The sequence below is a fragment of the Enterococcus caccae ATCC BAA-1240 genome, assembly GCF_000407145.1.
In the GTDB taxonomy this organism is placed as follows: domain Bacteria; phylum Bacillota; class Bacilli; order Lactobacillales; family Enterococcaceae; genus Enterococcus_L; species Enterococcus_L caccae.
Genome location: NZ_KE136472.1, coordinates 998,026 through 1,016,583, shown reverse-complemented (window position 1 = coordinate 1,016,583; position 18,558 = coordinate 998,026). Strand labels below are relative to the sequence as shown.

Annotated in this window: 14 protein-coding genes; 9 read left to right on the top strand and 5 right to left on the bottom strand. The window is 36.5% G+C overall.

Translation table 11 applies throughout. The features are described 5' to 3' along the window. Positions 1 to 443: 443 nt before the first annotated feature. From I580_RS04510 to I580_RS04490, 5 genes are all read left to right on the top strand, one after another. Complete coding sequence (locus I580_RS04510) at positions 444 to 5,453, top strand: Ig-like domain-containing protein (RefSeq protein WP_010772487.1); 5,010 nt, start codon at positions 444 to 446, stop codon at positions 5,451 to 5,453. 186 nt (positions 5,454 to 5,639) lie between these two features. Continuing rightward, positions 5,640 to 6,557 carry a homoserine O-acetyltransferase MetA gene (gene metA, locus I580_RS04505; RefSeq protein ID WP_010772488.1) on the top strand — a complete coding sequence of 306 codons (918 nt, stop codon included), beginning with the start codon at positions 5,640 to 5,642 and terminating at the stop codon, positions 6,555 to 6,557. 348 nt (positions 6,558 to 6,905) lie between these two features. Further along, on the top strand, positions 6,906 to 8,261 hold the full coding sequence (locus tag I580_RS04500; protein ID WP_010772489.1) for a hypothetical protein: 1,356 nt from the start codon (positions 6,906 to 6,908) through the stop codon (positions 8,259 to 8,261). Between the two features lie 20 nt (positions 8,262 to 8,281). Continuing rightward, positions 8,282 to 9,505: an amidohydrolase family protein gene (locus I580_RS04495; RefSeq protein WP_010772490.1), complete on the top strand. Its 1,224-nt coding sequence runs from the start codon at positions 8,282 to 8,284 to the stop codon at positions 9,503 to 9,505. 330 nt (positions 9,506 to 9,835) lie between these two features. Further along, the gene (locus I580_RS04490) at positions 9,836 to 11,179 is read left to right on the top strand and encodes an FAD-dependent oxidoreductase (RefSeq protein ID WP_010772491.1); all 1,344 of its coding nucleotides are present in this window, start codon (positions 9,836 to 9,838) and stop codon (positions 11,177 to 11,179) included. Positions 11,180 to 11,232: 53 nt separating this feature from the next. Here I580_RS04490 and I580_RS04485 read toward each other — a convergent pair whose 3' ends face one another. Then, complete coding sequence (locus I580_RS04485; RefSeq protein WP_010772492.1) at positions 11,233 to 11,625, bottom strand: VOC family protein; 393 nt, start codon at positions 11,623 to 11,625, stop codon at positions 11,233 to 11,235. A 147-nt stretch (positions 11,626 to 11,772) separates the two neighbouring features. Here I580_RS04485 and I580_RS04480 point away from each other — a divergent pair, with 147 nt between their 5' ends. The 3 genes from I580_RS04480 to I580_RS04470 all read left to right on the top strand — a co-directional run bounded on the left by I580_RS04480 (position 11,773) and on the right by I580_RS04470 (position 13,234). Next, positions 11,773 to 12,084: a winged helix-turn-helix transcriptional regulator gene (locus I580_RS04480; RefSeq protein WP_010772493.1), complete on the top strand. Its 312-nt coding sequence runs from the start codon at positions 11,773 to 11,775 to the stop codon at positions 12,082 to 12,084. A gap of 83 nt (positions 12,085 to 12,167) precedes the next feature. Next, a complete protein-coding gene (locus I580_RS16430) occupies positions 12,168 to 12,593 on the top strand; it encodes a nucleoside deaminase (RefSeq protein WP_010772494.1) in 426 nt (141 codons plus the stop codon). Positions 12,594 to 12,811: 218 nt separating this feature from the next. Next, complete coding sequence (locus tag I580_RS04470) at positions 12,812 to 13,234, top strand: alpha/beta fold hydrolase (RefSeq protein ID WP_034860352.1); 423 nt, start codon at positions 12,812 to 12,814, stop codon at positions 13,232 to 13,234. 165 nt (positions 13,235 to 13,399) lie between these two features. Here I580_RS04470 and cls read toward each other — a convergent pair whose 3' ends face one another. Further along, complete coding sequence (gene cls / locus I580_RS04465; protein WP_010772497.1) at positions 13,400 to 14,860, bottom strand: cardiolipin synthase; 1,461 nt, start codon at positions 14,858 to 14,860, stop codon at positions 13,400 to 13,402. 205 nt (positions 14,861 to 15,065) lie between these two features. On the opposite strand from cls, the gene I580_RS04460 reads away from it, so the two are divergent. Continuing rightward, on the top strand, positions 15,066 to 15,605 hold the full coding sequence (locus I580_RS04460) for a DUF2179 domain-containing protein (RefSeq protein WP_143141657.1): 540 nt from the start codon (positions 15,066 to 15,068) through the stop codon (positions 15,603 to 15,605). 82 nt (positions 15,606 to 15,687) lie between these two features. On the opposite strand, the gene I580_RS04455 is transcribed toward I580_RS04460, so the two are convergent. The 3 genes from I580_RS04455 to pflA form a co-directional block, all read right to left on the bottom strand. Beyond that, positions 15,688 to 16,623 carry a DUF1803 domain-containing protein gene (locus I580_RS04455; protein ID WP_010772499.1) on the bottom strand — a complete coding sequence of 312 codons (936 nt, stop codon included), beginning with the start codon at positions 16,621 to 16,623 and terminating at the stop codon, positions 15,688 to 15,690. Positions 16,624 to 16,728: 105 nt separating this feature from the next. Continuing rightward, positions 16,729 to 17,655 carry a manganese-dependent inorganic pyrophosphatase gene (locus I580_RS04450; protein WP_010772500.1) on the bottom strand — a complete coding sequence of 309 codons (927 nt, stop codon included), beginning with the start codon at positions 17,653 to 17,655 and terminating at the stop codon, positions 16,729 to 16,731. A 96-nt stretch (positions 17,656 to 17,751) separates the two neighbouring features. Beyond that, positions 17,752 to 18,516: a pyruvate formate-lyase-activating protein gene (gene pflA / locus I580_RS04445; RefSeq protein WP_010772501.1), complete on the bottom strand. Its 765-nt coding sequence runs from the start codon at positions 18,514 to 18,516 to the stop codon at positions 17,752 to 17,754. Positions 18,517 to 18,558 lie beyond the last annotated feature (42 nt).

Genomic DNA, 18,558 nt, shown 5'->3' with positions numbered 1-18,558 from the left:
GATAAACGTATAAAAAGCAATTGAGCTATTTTTTATTTACTTTTAAATTTATTTTATAATAAAAACAAAACAATAAATAACAGCGTTTTCAAATCTAAAATAGAGTAATCAGTTATTATACAATTAATATTAAAAATGAAAATACATCTCATTTTAATTATAAGGGAGATAATTATAGGTATTTTCAAAAGTCTATTAATTAGCTTTTTCAACGTTTTTTTTGTTATGTATATGACATCTCCTCTCTCTTTATTAGAAAAAAATTAGCATTTACGAATCATATCATTTCCAAAAATATTATAAAGGTTATAAAATCCAAAGGTAGAAGCTTAATTAAATTTTTATGTTGTTCAAATTTTATGGAAGGAGAGTGTCTTGTAGTGGTAACAAGCTTCTAGTTGTTCTATGTGTGGTATTAATTTAAATGCAAGAGGAGGATAATCATGAAAAATGACAAACAGAGCAAAAAAAACACTAATAAGTCAAAAAAACAAAATAAGTATCGTGCATTATCATTAGTGTTAACAAGTAGTTTAGTTATTGCACCATTGACCGTTCCGTTGACGTTTTACTTAACAAATGGAATTACTGCTTCTGCCGCAATTTTAGATGCAGAAATTTTGTCTAATATTACTAGTTCAAATAACAGTGGAACGACAACAGTAAATCGCTGGTCTGCGGACGGTTCTTCTAATAATGTTGATTTTACGATTTCTGGAAGTGAGTTAGTTGGTGGTTCAGTTATTACTAGCGGAACAAAACAAGCAGTTTTAGCTATTCCGAATGCATTGAATGGAAATGTTGCTACAAACGGACCAACTCAAATTAATACAAATATTACATTAACTATTGATGATTTAACCTTTTTGGCAGGGACACTGGATGCAGTTAATAATTTATCAACTTTACTAACCGATATAGTTGATGGATCACTAGGAAGTTTGACAGGCGTTACTTTAGATTTAACAACAGTTAACCAAAAAATCGATGCTTTAAATAATCTTGAAAATTTCGGCAGTGCTCAATTTGAGTCAACCGCAACATTGGCTCCAGATGGCACATATATTAGTGCTGATATCGATGATGGACTAGGTTTAGTTATAGCACAAAATGTTAAGACTATTTTACAAGATTTGAAAGCTGCAGTTGATGCTTTAAATGCCACAGGAAGTGGTATTGCCAGTAACATAGTAGCTGCTGCCATCAATGCAGCATTACTTCCGGTAAAAGGTGCTGTTGATACTGCAATTGATGTCGCACTTCCTCTAGTAGATGTTGGAGGAGCTGGAATTAATCAGTTAGCTGATGCATCCGTATTAGGCAGTACAACAATTACGATTCCAACTACCGTTACTAGCCCAACAAGTTTAGCTCAAAATTTAGATGCACGATTTGTTGGTACGGTCATAAAAGCAGATGCTATTGATGTCAGTTTAATCACTACTGCTGATGGTGTATCTGATATTTATTACGCTGGGACTACAGCAGTAGTAGCCCCACCAGTAGTAACCAATACAACAGGTACCTCAGCAACAGGTTATACAGTGACAGGTACAGCGACAGCAGGAAATACAGTTGAAATTCGTAACGCAGGTGGAACTGTGATTGGAACAGGTACGGCGGATGGTAGTGGTAACTTCACTATTTCAATTCCGCAAGGTCAAGCAACAGCTAGTGAGCCATTAACTGCCGTTGCAAAATCTGGATCAGATGAAAGTACGCCAACGTCATTTACCACACCAGCAGATGGAGTAGTGATTGCCCCACCAGTAGTAACCAATACAACAGGTACATCAACTACTGGCTATACAGTGACAGGTACAGCGACAGCAGGTAATACTGTAGAAATTCGTAATACAAGTGGAACAGTAATTGGAACAGGTACAGCAGACGGTAGCGGAAATTTCAGCATTTCAATTCCGCAAGGTCAGGCAACAGCAAATGAATCTTTAAACGCCGTTGCAAAATCTGGATCAGATGAGAGTACGCCAACAGCATTTACTACACCTGCCGATCCAATTGTAGTAGCCCCACCGGTAGTAACCAATACAACAGGTACCTCAGCAACAGGTTATACAGTAACAGGTACAGCAACAGCAGGAAATACAGTTGAAATTCGCAATGCGGGTGGAACGGTAATCGGAACGGGCACGGCGGACGGTAGCGGAAATTTCAGTATTCCAATTTCACAAGGTCAAGCAACAGCAAGCGAGTCTCTAACTGCAGTTGCAAAATCTGGTGTAACTGAAAGTACTCCAACACCATTTACGACACCAGCAGATCCAGTAGTTATTGCGGCACCAACGGTTGATAGTGTAACGGGTACTTCAGCGACAGGGTATACAGTAACAGGTACAGCGACAGCGGGAAATACTATTGACATTAAAAATACAGGTGGAACGATAATCGGAACGGCTGTTGTGGACCCAAGTGGTAATTATACAGTGACTATTCCAGCTGGATCTGCAACACCAAACGAACAATTATCTGCAATATCAAAAGACGCTGATGGCAATCAAAGTCCAGCAACAGCCTTCACCACACCAGCAGATCCAGTCGTTGTCGCAGCCCCAACAGTTGATAGTGTAACGGGTACTTCAGCGACAGGATACACGGTGACGGGTACAGCGACAGCTGGAGACACAGTAGAAATTAGAAATACAGGCGGAACAGTGATCGGAACAGCGATTGCAGATCCAAGCGGCAACTATACAGTCGTGATTCCAGCAGGCTCAGCGACACCAAGTCAACAATTATCTGCAGTAGCAAAAGATGGAGCCGGCAATCAAAGTCCAGCAACAGCTTTCACTACACCAGCAGACCCTGTAGCAGTGGCCGCGCCAACGGTTGATAGTGTAACGGGTACTTCAGCGACAGGATATACAGTAACAGGTACAGCGACAGCAGGTAATACTGTAGAAATTAAAAATACAGGTGGAACAGTAATCGGAACAGCGATTGCAGATCCAAGCGGCAATTACAGTGTTACGATTCCAGTTGGTCTAGCAACACCGAGTCAACAATTATCTGCAGTAGCAAAAGATGGGGCCGGCAATCAAAGTCCAGCAACATCATTTACAACACCAGCAGATCCGGTAGTTGTTACAGCTCCAACAGTTGATAGCGTAACTGGAACAGGAGCAACAGGATATACAGTAACAGGTACGGCACCAGCAGGAAGTACTGTAGAGATCAAAAACACAGGTGGCACAATAATTGGAACAGCAGTTGCAGATCCAAGTGGCAATTACACTGTTACCATCCCAGCAGGCTCAGCATCACCAAATGAACAATTAACAGCAACAGCAAAAGATGGGGCCGGCAATCAAAGTCCAGCGACATCATTTACGACACCAGCAGATCCGGTAGTTGTTACAGCACCAACGGTTGATAGTGTAACAGGTACTTCAGCGACGGGGTACACAGTAACAGGTACAGCGACAGCAGGTAATACCGTAGAAATTAAAAATACAGGTGGAACAGTAATCGGAACAGCGATTGCAGATCCAAGCGGCAACTATACAGTCGTGATACCAGCAGGCTCAGCAACACCAAATCAACAATTATCTGCAGTAGCAAAAGATGGGGCCGGCAATCAAAGTCCAGCAACATCATTTACAACACCAGCAGATCCAGTAGTTGTTACAGCTCCGACAGTTGATAGTGTAACTGGAACTGGTGCAACAGGATATACAGTAACTGGTACGGCGCCAGCAGGAAGTACTGTAGAGATCAAAAACACAGGTGGCACAGTAATTGGAACAGCAGTTGCAGATCCAAGTGGCAATTACACTGTTACCATCCCAGCAGGCTCAGCATCACCAAATGAACAATTAACAGCAACAGCAAAAGATGGGGCCGGTAATCAAAGTCCAGCGACATCATTTACGACACCGGCAGATCCAGTAGTTGTTACAGCACCAACGGTTGATAGTGTAACTGGAACTGGAGCAACAGGGTATACAGTAACAGGTACGGCAACAGCAGGTAATACTGTTGAAGTTAGAAATACAGGTGGAACAGTAATCGGAACAGCGATTGCAGATCCAAGTGGCAATTACACAGTAGTGATTCCAGCAGGCTCAGCATCACCGAGTCAACAATTATCTGCAGTAGCAAAAGATGGGGATAATAACCAAAGTTCAGCAACACCATTCACTACACCAGCCGATCCAGTAGCAGTAGCAGCACCAACCGTCGATAGTGTAACAGGTACCTCAACAATAGGGTATACAGTAACAGGTACCGCAACAGCTGGTAATAGAGTTGATGTGAAAAATACTGGCGGAACAATTATTGGAACTGCTGTAGCAGATCCAAGTGGTAATTACACAGTAGTGATTCCAGCAGGCTCAGCATCACCACTTCAACAACTTTCTGCTATCGCTGTAGATGGGGATAATAACCAAAGTTCAGCAACACCATTCACTACACCAGCAGATCCTGTGGTAGTCACAGCGCCAACGGTTGATAGTGTAACGGGCAATTCAACAACAGGTTACACTGTAACAGGTACGGCACCAGCAGGAAGTACTGTAGAAATTAAAAACACAGGCGGAACAATTATTGGAACAGGCGTAGCAGATAGTAGTGGCAATTACACTGTTACCATTCCAGCAGGCTCAGCATCACCAAATGAGCAATTAACTGCGACAGCTAAAGATGCGGCCGGTAACACAAGTCCTGGAACAGTCTTTACGACACCAGCCGATTCAGTATCAATTCAAGCACCAGTTGTTACAAGTGTAACAGGAACATCTGCTACAGGTTATACTGTAACGGGAACAGCTGTTGCAGGTGATACAGTTTCAATCAAGAAACTAAACGGAACCGTAATTGGCTCAGCTCAAGTAGATAGTAGTGGACATTACTCAGTAGTGATTCCAGCAGGTGCAGCTACTCAGCTTGAACAACTGAGAGCAATAGATTCTGATAGTGCAGGTAATCAAAGTCCAGCAACATCGTTTACCACACCGGCAGATCCAGTAGTAGTAGTCGCACCAATCATCACAGGTGTGTCAGGTAATTCCCAAACAGGCTATACAGTAACTGGTACAGCAACGCCTGGCGACTCTATATCACTTAGAACCCTTGCTGGTACTGAAGTAGGGTCTGGAGAAGTAGATGACAGTGGTAAATTCTCAATTAAATTGGCAGCTCAGGTTGTAAACCCATTACAACAATTAAATGCTGTTGCAATTGATGATGCGCTTAACACAAGTTTACCAACACTATTTACAATTCCGGCCGACCCAGGTGATGGAAACGGTAATGGAACTGGTAATGGTAACAACTCAGGTAATAATGGAGGTTCAGGGGTGAAAAACCTAAGTGGTACACAAAAAAATCTTCCTAATAATGGAGAAATTGTCAGCAATTGGGGAGTGGTAGGTGCTTTACTACTTGGTATATTTGCTTTCTTCACATTCAAACGTAAAAACAAAGAAGAATAATGTAAAGAATTAACACGTGTACTTCTATAAGGGAAATATGAGACGGGATTAATATCCCGTCTCATATTTTTTTAGAATATAAATGTATATTAGAAATTTACTTACTATTTTCTCAGAAAGAAACTTCCTTTCTTTCTCTATTTATCGTAAAATGAATTTAGACAAATAGAAAGGGAGGATATAAGCATGCCGATTAGAGTTCCAAAAGAACTACCTGCAATTAAAGTATTAAGGAAAGAGAACATTTTTGTAATGGATGAAGATCGTGCCATGCATCAAGATATTCGTCCTTTAGAAATTTTAATTTTAAATTTAATGCCCAAAAAAAATGAAACAGAAGTTCAACTTTTGAGATTGCTAAGTAATACGCCATTGCAAATCAATGTTGAATTCTTGCATATGAGTAGTCATGAGGCAAAAAATACATCAAGTGAGCACCTGAACCGTTTTTACTATCGATTTAAAGAAGTCAGAGATAAGTTTTATGATGGTTTGATTATCACAGGTGCACCAGTTGAGCAGATGCCGTTTGAAGATGTTGATTATTGGGAAGAGTTGGAAGGGGTTTTCGAGTGGAGCAAGTCTCATGTATTTTCAACATTCCATATTTGTTGGGGTGCACAAGCTGGACTCTATTACCATCATAGAATTGATAAATACCTATTAGACCAAAAATTGACAGGAATTTATGCTCATGATGTGTTGGCACCGACATGGAGTATATTAAAAGGGTTTGATGATTTATTTTTCGCCCCTCATTCACGGTACACCGGTATTAAAAGGCATGATGTGGATCAGGTTGAAGCATTAGAAGTTTTGGTTGAATCAAAAGATGCTGGGATATTTTTAGTTGGAAATAAAAATAATCGAGCATTTTACGCAACAGGACACTTAGAATATGATCGCGAAACATTACAACAAGAATTTGAACGTGATCAATTAAAAGGAATTCACCCTAAACTGCCAAGAAATTATTTTCCGAATGATAATCTGGATGAACCTCCAAAATTACGATGGCACATGGCTGCATCATTGTTATTTTCTAACTGGTTAAACTATGCAGTCTATCAAAATACACCTTATGATTTGACTGAATTGTTGTAAAGGAAAGTGTTTTAAATATGAATTACTGAAGCAAATGGTTCCCCTCAGTTTGTTTCAGTAATTTTTTTATAAATACTGTAGATACAAAAACGAAAGCGGTATCTTTATATTTTTATTCTTATAAAATATTAGTGCATTCTTGTTCCTTTTTTGAGAAAATAAACGTATTATAAGGAGAAGGAAGGAGAACAAGGCATTAGAAACGGTGCAATAAGGGACACTATTTTTGTGGTACAAACGGTTATTTATTATAGTTTATATTCGAGAATAAATAACTTGTTTAAAAAGAGCAATTATTACTTGTTAAAAATGAAGAGATTTTAATTAATCAAAGTTGGAGGAATAATGATGAAAATACCTAAAAAATTTTTAAGTGGGCTACTACTTTCAATACTGTTTCTTTTTTCATTTGTACCTGTATTTGCACAAGAGATTGATGCGATTACAGCACCTACGGGAATAAAAGCGGTTATCGTAATTATTCCATTAATTTTAGTTTTAGTTTTATTATTTATGAAAGTTGATATGATCATTGCTGGGTTTGTTGGTGGTGTTTTAGCAATGGTTATTGGCGGTATTGGTTTGGAACAAGCAAACAAACAATTATTAGAAACAATCCCAATGATGCTTGGTATCACTGTTCCAATCATCAATTCCGCGATTGCGATGGCCGTGTTTAAGTCAGGCGGTTATTCAGCAGCATTAACACTTGCCAAACGTGGGACAAAAGGAAAAGTCGAATATGTTTCAGCTTTTATTGTGATTTTGTTAGCTGCAGCGACATATATGTCAGGTATTGGCGGCGGAAGTGCAATGGTTATCGCACCTTTAGCATTTGTAGCGGTGGGGGCCGTTCCTGAGCTGATTGCGGCGATGTCTCTTGCAGCAGCTGTTTCGTTTACGACTTCACCAGCTTCGTTAGAGTCTAGTATCGTTTCTAAATTAGGCGATTTCAGTGTAGCGAAATATGTTTCAGATATGCGTCCGATTTGGTTACTTTTTTGTGCATTAGCTATTATTTTAGCTTTTTGGGGAACAAAACGTCGAAATATTGGTTTTAAAGAAAATAGTGATGATGAATATGCGGAAATGAGTAATAAGGTATTATTTAAATTGACTTTGCCTGCAATCTTTTTATTGTTCGCTGTAATTTTCGGTCCTGTGGTCAATGATCTTGTAGGATTCCCATTATTGACACCATTAGTCTATATGGTTTTGACATTAGCTTTGATTTTTATTTGTTCAGATTTCACGTTGAATCAGTCTGTAGAAGCCATGGTGGATGGTTCTACTTATATTCTGACACGTTTGTTCCAAGTGGGTATTTTCTTAGCATTTATTAATATCATTGCTCAAACAGGTACATTTGCTGTTATTGCGGGTATTGCAAGTGCTGCTCCTACGTTGATCATGGTTCCAGTTGCGATTTTAACAGGAATTTTAATCGGTGTTCCTGCGGGTGCTTATGTAGGTTCCGTGTTAACGCTTGTTCTCCCTGTAGCTGTGTCATTAGGTTTTTCATCTATTGAACTTGGATTAGTTGCGGTTGGAGTAGGGCTAGGGAGCCAAATGAGTTTTGTTAATATCACGATGCAAGCCTTATCATCTGGATTCCAAATTCCGATTTTAGATGTGGTAAAAGGTAATGTAAAATGGATCAGTTTAGCTTCAGTTGTATTGATTGCAATTGGATTCTTTATTTAAAATAGAAAGGGTGTTCAAGAATGGATATTTTAATTAAACAAGCAAGATTAAGTGATGGAGAAGCGTTGCAGGATGTTGGAATTAAAGATGGGAAAATCGTTGCAATTTCAGAAAGTATAACTGAGAATTCAGTTACTGTGATCGAGGCTCAAGGTCGGGTATTGATTCCCGGATTAGTAGAAAGTCATATTCACTTAGATAAAGCACTGATTGCAGATAGAAAACCAAATAAGTCTGGAACTTTACAAGAAGCTATTAGTGTTACAGCTGAATTGAAACCCACATTTACAGAAGAGGACATTTACGCACGGGCAAAAAGAGCTTTGGAAATGATTATTTCTCACGGTGTGACAGCAGTGAGAACCCATGCAGAATTTGATCCTGCACAAGGTTTTTCGGGGTTTAAAACAATTATGAAATTAAAAGAAGAATATCGAGATTTGATCGATATGCAAATCGTTGCGTTTCCTCAAGAAGGGATTTTTAAAGCTCCTGGGACTGAAAAAATGATGTATGAAGCAATGGAAATGGGTGCAGATGTTGTCGGGGGGATTCCTTACAATGATGCACCAGCAGATAAACATATCGATTTAGTTTTTGAAATTGCAAAAAAATATGATAAAGACATTGATCTTCATCAAGACTTCAGTGATGAAGCAACAGATATTTCGATTGAGTATCTATGTAAAAAGACAATTGCAGAAAACTATCATGGCAGAGTTTCTGTTGGACATTTGACTGCGCTTCACGCATTGGAACCTGAACGACTAAATGAAATTATTGCCTTGATGGCTGAAGCACAAATCAGTGTTATGGCTTTACCTGCTACAGATTTACATTTAGGCGCTAGAAATGATCTATATAATGTGAGAAGAGCGGTAACACCAATCAGAAAACTTCGTGATGTTGGCGTGAATGTCTGCCTAGCTACCAATAATATTCGTAATGCGTTTACTCCTTATGGAAATGGCGATTTAATGCAAATTGCAATGTTAGCGATTCCTGTGGGGCATTTAGGCGGAGCAGATGATTTGCCAACTGTCTTACCTATGATTACAGACAATCCGGCTAAAGCTCTAGGGCTTCAACATTATGGCCTTCAAGTAGGGGATAATGCTGACCTTGTGTTGTTAGACACGAAAGTAAAAGCTGATGCGATAATTGATATCCCAGAAAGAAATTACGTCATTAAGAATGGCAAAATTACTGTTGAAGTAAAAAAAGAAGTGACTATTTTTAAATAATCTGATTTTAAAGCCAACTATGAACAGATTCAATTGTTTATAGTTGGCTTTTTATTATGTCTAATCAACATAGTTTATCATAATATGTTTATGTAAACTAAGCTTGGGAACGCTTGTCACTTGGACCAAAAAACTGAGTATGCAACAAATATGAGAAAATCAAATAAATATAGTGATACAAAAACAATATGTAAAGAATACAAATGAAACAATTGCTTATTATTCTCAATTATTTTAGTTAATTGAGAATAATGAGCGGAAAAACTTGTAATCATCCACAATTATATGATACTCTTTATTATATAATAAAGAATATAGGAGGAATATGAAATGAAAGTAATAGTTTTAGGTTCATCGCACGGAGGTTACGAAGCAGTTGAGGAATTATTAAATATACATCCAGATGCAGAGATTCAGTGGTATGAAAAAGGAGATTTTATTTCTTTCTTATCATGTGGCATGCAGCTTTATTTAGAAGGTAAGGTAAAAGATGTCAATTCCGTTCGATATATGACAGGTGAAAAGATGGAGAGTAGAGGAGTCAATGTCTTCTCGAATACTGAAATCACCGAAATCAAACCTGAGAGCCATCAAGTAGTAGTTAAAGATTTATTATCAGGTGAGGAGCGCGTCGAATCTTATGACAAACTGATCATCAGTCCAGGAGCGGTTCCGTTTGAATTAAACGTCCCAGGAAAAGATTTAGAAAATATTTATTTGATGCGTGGCAGAAAATGGGCTATCAAATTAAAGGCAAAAACGGTTGATCCTGAAGTGAACAATGTTGTCGTAATTGGAAGCGGCTATATTGGTATAGAAGCAGCTGAGTCATTTGCTAAAGCTGGTAAAAAAGTAACAGTGATCGATATTTTAGATCGACCTTTAGGTGTGTATTTAGATAAAGAATTCACAGATGTTTTGACAGAAGAAATGGAAGCTAACAATATCAACGTAGTGACTAATGAAACTGTTCAAAGTTATAAAGGTGAAGGACATGTTCAAAAAGTTGTAACAGATAAAGCGGAATACGATACTGATCTTGTTGTTGTAGCAGTTGGTGTTCGTCCTAATACGGGTTGGTTAAAAGATACATTAGAGTTACATCCTAACGGGCTGATTAAAACGGATGAGTACATGCAAACAAGTGCTCCAGACGTTTTTGCTGTAGGAGATGCGACAATGATCAAATATAATCCAGGTGAAACAGAAGTTAATATTGCGTTAGCAACAAACGCAAGAAAACAAGGTCGGTTTGCAGTGAAAAATTTAAATGGTCCTGTAAAGCCATTCCCAGGTATTCAAGGTTCATCAGGTCTAGCCGTTTTCGACTACAAATTCGCCTCTACTGGTATCAATGAAGAAATGGCCAAAAAATTAAATAAAACAACGAAATCAGCCTTAGTTGTGGAAGATTATTTAATGGATTTCAATCCAGACAAACAAAAAGCTTGGTTCAAACTTGTATATGATCCCGAAACAACACAAATATTAGGGGCACAATTGATGTCAAAAGCAGACTTAACTGCAAACATCAATGCTATTTCTTTAGCAATCAAAGCGAAAATGACAATCGAAGATTTAGCCTATGCTGATTTCTTCTTCCAACCATCGTTTGACAAACCTTGGAATATTATCAACACAGCTGCACTAGCAGCTATGAAGAATGAACAATAATTTTATAGTAAAAAACCAATTGCTAAATATTTTTTAGCAATTGGTTTTTTATTTTAGCGATCAAGAAGTTCGACCCAAATACCATCTGGATCTTCTACTATAGCAAACCGAACTCCATTTTCATCACTAGAAATTGGAGCAACAACAGGAATTCCAGCGTTTGAAACTTTTTCAAACAGCCTATCTAAATCGTTAACAGTTACAGTTAACCAGCGTAAACCAGTCGCTGCTGTTGGTCCTCCCAAAGGATTCTTTTCTACACTGCCGATTCCATCTTCCAAGAGTTTCAAAATCGAACCATCAATAGAGAATCGGTGAAGCGAGATACCATTTGTCTCTAAAACACCAATGTAGGGTAACTCAAGAATCTCTTCATAAAATGTTTTACTTTTTTCAAAGTTAACAGGATTTATTCCTATTTGTAAATTACGAAATGTTGTTGACATATATTGCACTTCCTTCGTCGAGTTTTTTGTATCAAATTTATGCTTTTATTTGATATGTATTGATATTATAATAATGGAAACAAAGATACTAGTACTAACATTTTTGTTACCTAGATATTTTTGATTTAAAAAGGAGTTTTTGAATTTATGAACGAAGAAAAAAACTGTGCTATAAGTAACATAATGAATATTTTAGGTGGGAAATGGAAACTAGAAATATTGTGGCAAATATTGAATGATGAAGGTATTCGATTTAACCAACTGAAGCGAAACATACCTGGCGTCACAAATGTCGCTTTAATTAGATGTTTAAAAAGTTTAGCTGAGCATAAATTTATCAAACGGATCGACAAAAAAACTGTTCCTCCTCATGTGGAATATTATACGACAGAAAAAACGCAACTTTTATTTCCAATTCTTTCGCAATTAGCTGAGCTTGGAAAAACAATTAGTTCGTGAAAAAAACTTTTAGTTAACTAAACAAATAATTGAAGTGAAAGAGGGACAATCAGATGATGAACTAGCATCCAAGTACTAGAATCATGTCAGAGTTAATCCAAAAGCAATGGAGTACACACTCTGTTTATGCCGCAATTGTAAATAAAGAAATGGAAATCGTTACTATTGGTCAAACGACTATTCACGAAAATAATGATCCAACAGCACATGCTGAAGTCAATGCAATCAGAGCAGCATGTAAGTTTTTAAAAACCGATATTTTACCAACTGCTTATTGGTTATATTCAACATTCGAACCTTGTCCATTATGCTCATCTGCCATCATCTGGAGTGGTCTCGATGGGGTTGTGTATGCTAATGACCCTAGATTTAGGAGAACTTTACCAAATTGGTCATTTATTAAGTGCAAAGATGTTCTAAAACAAGGTACTGATATACATCAAGTGAATTTAATCAAAAATTTTATGTTAGATGATATAAAAAGATACTTCATTAGACATCAGAAATGAAAAAGTTTTTTCAACGTTAACGAGAGAGGGGAGAGAGAAATGTATTGTTCTAATGAGATTGCAAAAATATATTATACAGTTGTTGGTCATGGGGATCCGTTACCAATTATCCACGGCTTTTCTATTGACCACAGAGATGTTGAAGGTCCTGTTGAAGAGTCTCTTCAGACTAAAGAGTAAAATGGATTTCTTATTAGCATTTGTAGTGAAGGCTGTTTTTGGTCAAAGGTGATTGCCAAAAAGACTCAAAGGAAAATCGGCATGTTTTGGAGTTGAAGATAAAACCCTTTTCGGAAAACGCAAAAACAAAGCTGTTAAGATCACTAAAAACGGATCTGAAAACTATGCTTCAGAAATCCCTAAAAGACTTTCTAAAAGAGGTTATGGATTTCAAAAGTCTTTTAGGAGAATGGTCATTCATCCAGTTTCGAAGAAGTCTTTTTGGTGAAGCTGTCAATTGTGAAGTGTTGATTATTTTAGGTGAACAAGATGAAATTAACGACTCTAAAGGCATGCTCGAAAATCAAAAAGACTTTTCGAAAGGAGTTTTGATTCTGTTAGAAAACGCTGGTCATAATTTGCAACTAGATGAGCGTGAAAAAGTAACGAACGAAATTAGTGCATTTTTAGAATCACAATAGAGTTTATTAAGTATAAGGACAAAACATATAAATCGATTCATATTTTGCAGTTTAAAAACTACTTTGTATAATGTATATTATGTTAACTAGAATATAGAATTAATAAACCTCATCTCCCAACTATAAAAAACTGCGAGCAGCACATTTCGCCTACTCGCAGTTTTACTATAATATCGGTGATAATAATCTTGAAAAGTTTTGCTTAAACCGTAACCAATGTGATTGTTCTTGTATGATCTTGTCAGTAAGCAAGTTACTTTGAGCCATATCTTGTTCAAATATTTGTGTTAGCTTCCAAGCAATTCTTGTATCATAAATAAACGTACTTACTTCAAAATTCAATGCATAACTTCTAATATCCTGATTTGTGGTACCGACCATACAGATTTCATTATCGATAATCATCGTTTTAGCATGCAAGAAGCCATTTTGATACATATAGATCTTGATACCTCTTTTGTGTAGGTAATTGGCATAATACTGAGTTGCACGATAAATAAATGGATGGTCTGGCATGCACGGAATCATGATGCGCACATCGATACCAGATCGAACAGCAATCAACAATGCATTGATCATACTGTCATCTGGTATTAAATAAGGTGTTTGAATCCAAACCGATTTTTCAGCAGATAAAATCATTTTTATAAAACCGCTTTTTAAGATTTCTTCTTCAGAGTCCGGTCCGTCAGAAACCACCTGTAAGGCTAAATTTCCAAGTTTGTTGTCTTCAGCAATTTGGAAATAGTTTTCTAAATAATCCATTTTTTGTGAAACATGCTGTACAGAAGCGTTCCAATCCATAATAAAAATCTCCTGTAATGAGAAAACAGACGTGCCCACCAAACGGATATGTGTATCTCTCCAATAACCGAACTTCTTACTTTCCCCTAAATATTGATCACCAACATTAAATCCGCCAGTCCACCCTATCTTCCCGTCTATTACGACGATTTTCCGATGTAAGTGATAGTTTAAACGTGTTTTGCTGATCATGTTTTTTGAGGTAATAAAAGGTGCTACTTTTCCTCCTAAAGCAACGAATCCTGAAAAGAACTTTTTGTTTGCTCCTGGAGAGCCCCAAGGGTCATAAATCAAATGAACGGATACCCCTTCTTTAACTTTCTCCCCTAATAAATCTAAAAACTGATTCCCGATATGATCGTTAAAAAAGGAATAATATTCAACATGAATGGTTTCTTTAGCCTGACGGATATCGTCAAATAAGGCATCAAACTTTTCTTTTCCATCTGTATATATTTCCAGGCTGTTTCGTTTACTTAATGGTGAAGAATCCATATTTCTAAAGTATTTATTCAATACACGTGCATCAGTTAATAAATTGATATCCAATTTTCCGTCTGATTTTAGATTGTCTTCGTCAACCATTTTCTTGATTTCAGTAATTTTTTCTTTATCGTAAGCAGTCAGATTGAACACTTTTTGCCCATTGATACCTCTACCGCAAAAAAGGTAAATAATAAAGCCGATTCCTGGTAAAAATAATAAAGTCATAATCCAGGCTAAAACACTTGAAATGCTACGTGGTTTTCTAAAAACAGTAATAAGTGCTGCAGTGGTATTTAATAACAATAATACCAAAAGTATGATGATAAAAATTCTCATCCGATTTCATGTCTCCCTTAAAATACGTAATATAGTGATTATAGCAAAAACCATAGATTCATCCAACAAATAACATCGCTTAAACAAAAAAGCCGTTGTGTACACTGTCTAAATCAAAATTATATTTATATTTTGATATTCACTATTTTAATTCTCATAATGTTGTACTATAATATGCTGATATCGTTAATTGAAAAGAGGTATTATTAAAATGGATATCAAAATGTTAATAACTATCTTTGTGGTTAATTTTTCTTATATCACATTGAATACAATTCGTTTTATGCTGACTATGAAAGGTTATCGTTTGATTGCGCCCTTAGTTAGTATGGCAGAGATAACGATTTATGTGTTAGGGCTTAGCATGGTACTAAACCGCTTGGATAATCCACTAAATTTGATTGTGTATGCACTGGGTTATGCAGTAGGTATTAGTGTTGGAATCAAAATTGAAGATTATTTAGCGCTAGGTTATATTATGGTAACGGCTATCCTACCCTCTTCCACTGAGCAACTCAATCTGCCAGAAATACTAAGAGATCATGGCTATGGTGTCACGCAAAGTTTTGGTGCTGGCCGTGAAGGTGAACGGATGATATTAGAAATTTTATCTCCACGTAAAAATGAACGTAGCCTGTATAAACTAATCAATGAAAAAGAACCTAGAGCATTTATCATTTCATATGAACCTAAGTTTATCTCCGGAGGTTTTTGGACAAAGAAAGTGCGCAAAAGAAATAATTGATTAAACAACGTCTCTTGATTTATTAAAAATGAAGGACGTTGTTTAATTAGTATATAAGTTTACATAATATAATTATAGTGACTTACTGTTTAAAGTAACGAATTTGGTTTTGTTTTGGAAAACATGTGCTAAACAAAATGCTATATACTTGCATCTTATAGAATGCACGTTGATTCTGATCGTCAATAGTCTCCCATAACAACCTCAATTCTGTTTCTAGTTTATCTAGAGTATGTTGGTTTTCTTCTGAAAGTTTATCATCTTCTAGACAAGTTGCTTCTAGGAATAATTCTCCTTCAGTATTTCTGATTAAGTCATTTGTTGTTATCAAAGCCTCTTCAAAAATATTTGGTCTTCTTATCTTTGAAGGATTTCGCTTAACTGAACGAAGTACTTTTTGAACTTGAGCTATAAAATAATGGATATCCACATCACCAAGTATGTCTTGTAAGGGTTTAAAATGTTCCGGTAGCTCTCCTCTTCTCGAAAGTAAATGGAAATAATTGGCCAAGTCAAACGGAATCTGATTTTCTTGATAAACGGACACAAATCGTAATGTATCATTCCCCTCTTCCCTTTTGCGATAGAGTGGTAAAGACGCTGGCACAGATTTAATACCGAAAAAGTAACCATCTTGCTCTTCTTCAAAAAGCAAGGACCACAGCCATTCCCCCAATATAAAGAAATTGACTTGTGATGTATTCTTTTGAACAATATTTTTTAATTGAATGGATATTGATTCGGGAACTTGTATAGTTTTTTCAATAGAATATATTGGAAATGTTAAATAATATCTTCTATTTTTTCGTTCAAGAAGACCATATTTGATTAACTTATCCAAATATAATTCTAAATTATTTTCTGTTGAAATATCGGCTTTTATTTGACGTAATATGACTTCTTGCTCTTTGTGCTCAGAAAGATAATCCACTATTTTTTTGAATAATGGATCTAAAATCAAGTTACTTAACTCTGTTTCATTTTTGTTCGTTGTAAAATAGTAGGTTGTATTTTTCACGATAAGATCACTCTTTCTTTAACCTAGATAAAAATAAAAACTACAGGTGGAGTCATTAAAACACCACCTGTAGTTTATTAAGTTGCTAAATCAGATGTATAGTTTTTAACTAAATGCTTCCGTTAATTGAGGGACAACTTGCTTTTTACGAGAAACAACCCCATTTAAAAATGCACGGTTATTATCTAGTTTCACTTTAAATGCTGCTTCTACTTTATCTAATGAATCTCCAATCACTAATAATTCAGAATCACTATTTAAAATATTTGTGATGATCAAGACGAATAAGTCATATCCATTCGCTGAGTTTGCATTATTCATTGCTACTTCTAGCTCTGCCTGACGGTCTAATACTTCGTTTAGGTCAACTGTGTTGACTTGTGCAATACGAACGTTTTTATCTCCCATTGGGAAGCTTTTAGCATCTAAATCTAATAACGTTTCAGCAGATTTATCACTTAAATTTGTACCCGCTTTTAACATATCTAAACCATAGCCGTCTAAGTTGATTTCTGCGATATCTGCTAATTCATTTGCTGCATCGATATCTTCTTGTGTGCATGTTGGTGATTTGAATAACAACGTATCTGAAATGATCGCTGACACCATCATCCCAGCAATTTGCTTAGGAATAGTGACATTGTTTTCTTTAAACATCTTTAAAACGATTGTACTTGTACAGCCTACAGGTTCTGCACGGTAGTATAATGGATCAGCTGTCTCAAAGTTAGCGATACGGTGGTGATCGACTACAGCGAGGATATTTAGTTCTGCAATATCAGCAATACTTTGTTGGAATTCGTTGTGATCTACAAGCATGACTTGTTTTGTTTCATTAGCAGCGCTTTCTACGATTCGTGGTGCATCCACATTAAAGTAATCTAGTGCATATTGAGTTTCTTCGCTTGGTGCACCTAATGCTACAGCTTCTGTATCTTTACCTAGTTCTTTTTGTAAGTATGCAAAGCTGATTGCAGCTCCAATTGCATCTGTATCAGGATTTTGGTGTCCAAAAACAAGAATTTTTGACATAAAAATAGTTCACTCCTTCTTTTTTCTTCATTACTAATAATAACAAAAAATAGAAAAGAAACAACAATAATTGCCGCTCTTTTCTATTTTTATAAACTATCTTGTCGCAAAACCTTGATAGTCATTGACGTGAAGTAGTTTTTTAGCATTTTCTACACGGTCTTCTTTAGGCGGTTCGATACCATTAAGTGGATATTCTAGGCCTAATTCATCCCATTTATATTTGCCCATTGTATGATACGGCAATACTTCAACTTTATCGACGTTTTTCAATGTTTTAATAAAAGTATCTAAACGGATTAAATACTCATCGTAGTCACTACGCTCTGGAACTAAAACGTGACGAATCCAAACCGGTTTACCAATTTCAGAAAGATATTGGGCCATTTCTAAAATATTTTCATTTCCTAATGAAGTCAGTAATTTGTGCTGTTCATTATCAATGTGTTTGATATCAAATAATAATAAATCAGTGTAATTCATCAGTTCTTGAAATTGGCTAAAGAAAGGTTCTTCTCTCGTGAATGGTTTGCCACAAGTATCGATTGTTGTATGTATTCCTTTTTCTTTGGCTTTTTTGAATAAGTCAGTTAAAAATTCTAATTGAAGTAACGGTTCGCCACCGCTGACGGTGATGCCACCTTTTTCGCCCCAATAAGAACGATACTTGATTGCTTCATCTAAAACTTCATCTGTTGTAACTTCGCGTCCGCCAAAACCAATTTTCCAAGTGTCTGGGTTATGACAAAATTGACAACGCATACGGCAACCTTGTGTAAAGACAATAAATCGAACGCCGGGGCCATCAACGGTCCCAAAATTTTCTGTAGAGTGGATTCTACCGATAACAGGAGTTGTCATTTTTTGTTCCTCATTTCTTTTAAAAAAAGGGCTGACACGAGG

Excerpts from the sequence above, each read along its gene's own strand:
- I580_RS04485 (WP_010772492.1), bottom strand. The coding sequence starts at position 11,625 with ATGTCAACAACATTTCGTAATTTACAAATAGGAATAAATCCTGTTAAC.
- metA (WP_010772488.1), top strand. The coding sequence starts at position 5,640 with ATGCCGATTAGAGTTCCAAAAGAACTACCTGCAATTAAAGTATTAAGG.
- pflA (WP_010772501.1), bottom strand. The coding sequence starts at position 18,516 with ATGACAACTCCTGTTATCGGTAGAATCCACTCTACAGAAAATTTTGGG.
- I580_RS04500 (WP_010772489.1), top strand. The coding sequence starts at position 6,906 with ATGAAAATACCTAAAAAATTTTTAAGTGGGCTACTACTTTCAATACTG.
- cls (WP_010772497.1), bottom strand. The coding sequence starts at position 14,860 with ATGAGAATTTTTATCATCATACTTTTGGTATTATTGTTATTAAATACC.
- I580_RS04450 (WP_010772500.1), bottom strand. The coding sequence starts at position 17,655 with ATGTCAAAAATTCTTGTTTTTGGACACCAAAATCCTGATACAGATGCA.
- I580_RS04495 (WP_010772490.1), top strand. The coding sequence starts at position 8,282 with ATGGATATTTTAATTAAACAAGCAAGATTAAGTGATGGAGAAGCGTTG.
- I580_RS04480 (WP_010772493.1), top strand. The coding sequence starts at position 11,773 with ATGAACGAAGAAAAAAACTGTGCTATAAGTAACATAATGAATATTTTA.
- I580_RS04490 (WP_010772491.1), top strand. The coding sequence starts at position 9,836 with ATGAAAGTAATAGTTTTAGGTTCATCGCACGGAGGTTACGAAGCAGTT.
- I580_RS16430 (WP_010772494.1), top strand. The coding sequence starts at position 12,168 with ATGTCAGAGTTAATCCAAAAGCAATGGAGTACACACTCTGTTTATGCC.
- I580_RS04510 (WP_010772487.1), top strand. The coding sequence starts at position 444 with ATGAAAAATGACAAACAGAGCAAAAAAAACACTAATAAGTCAAAAAAA.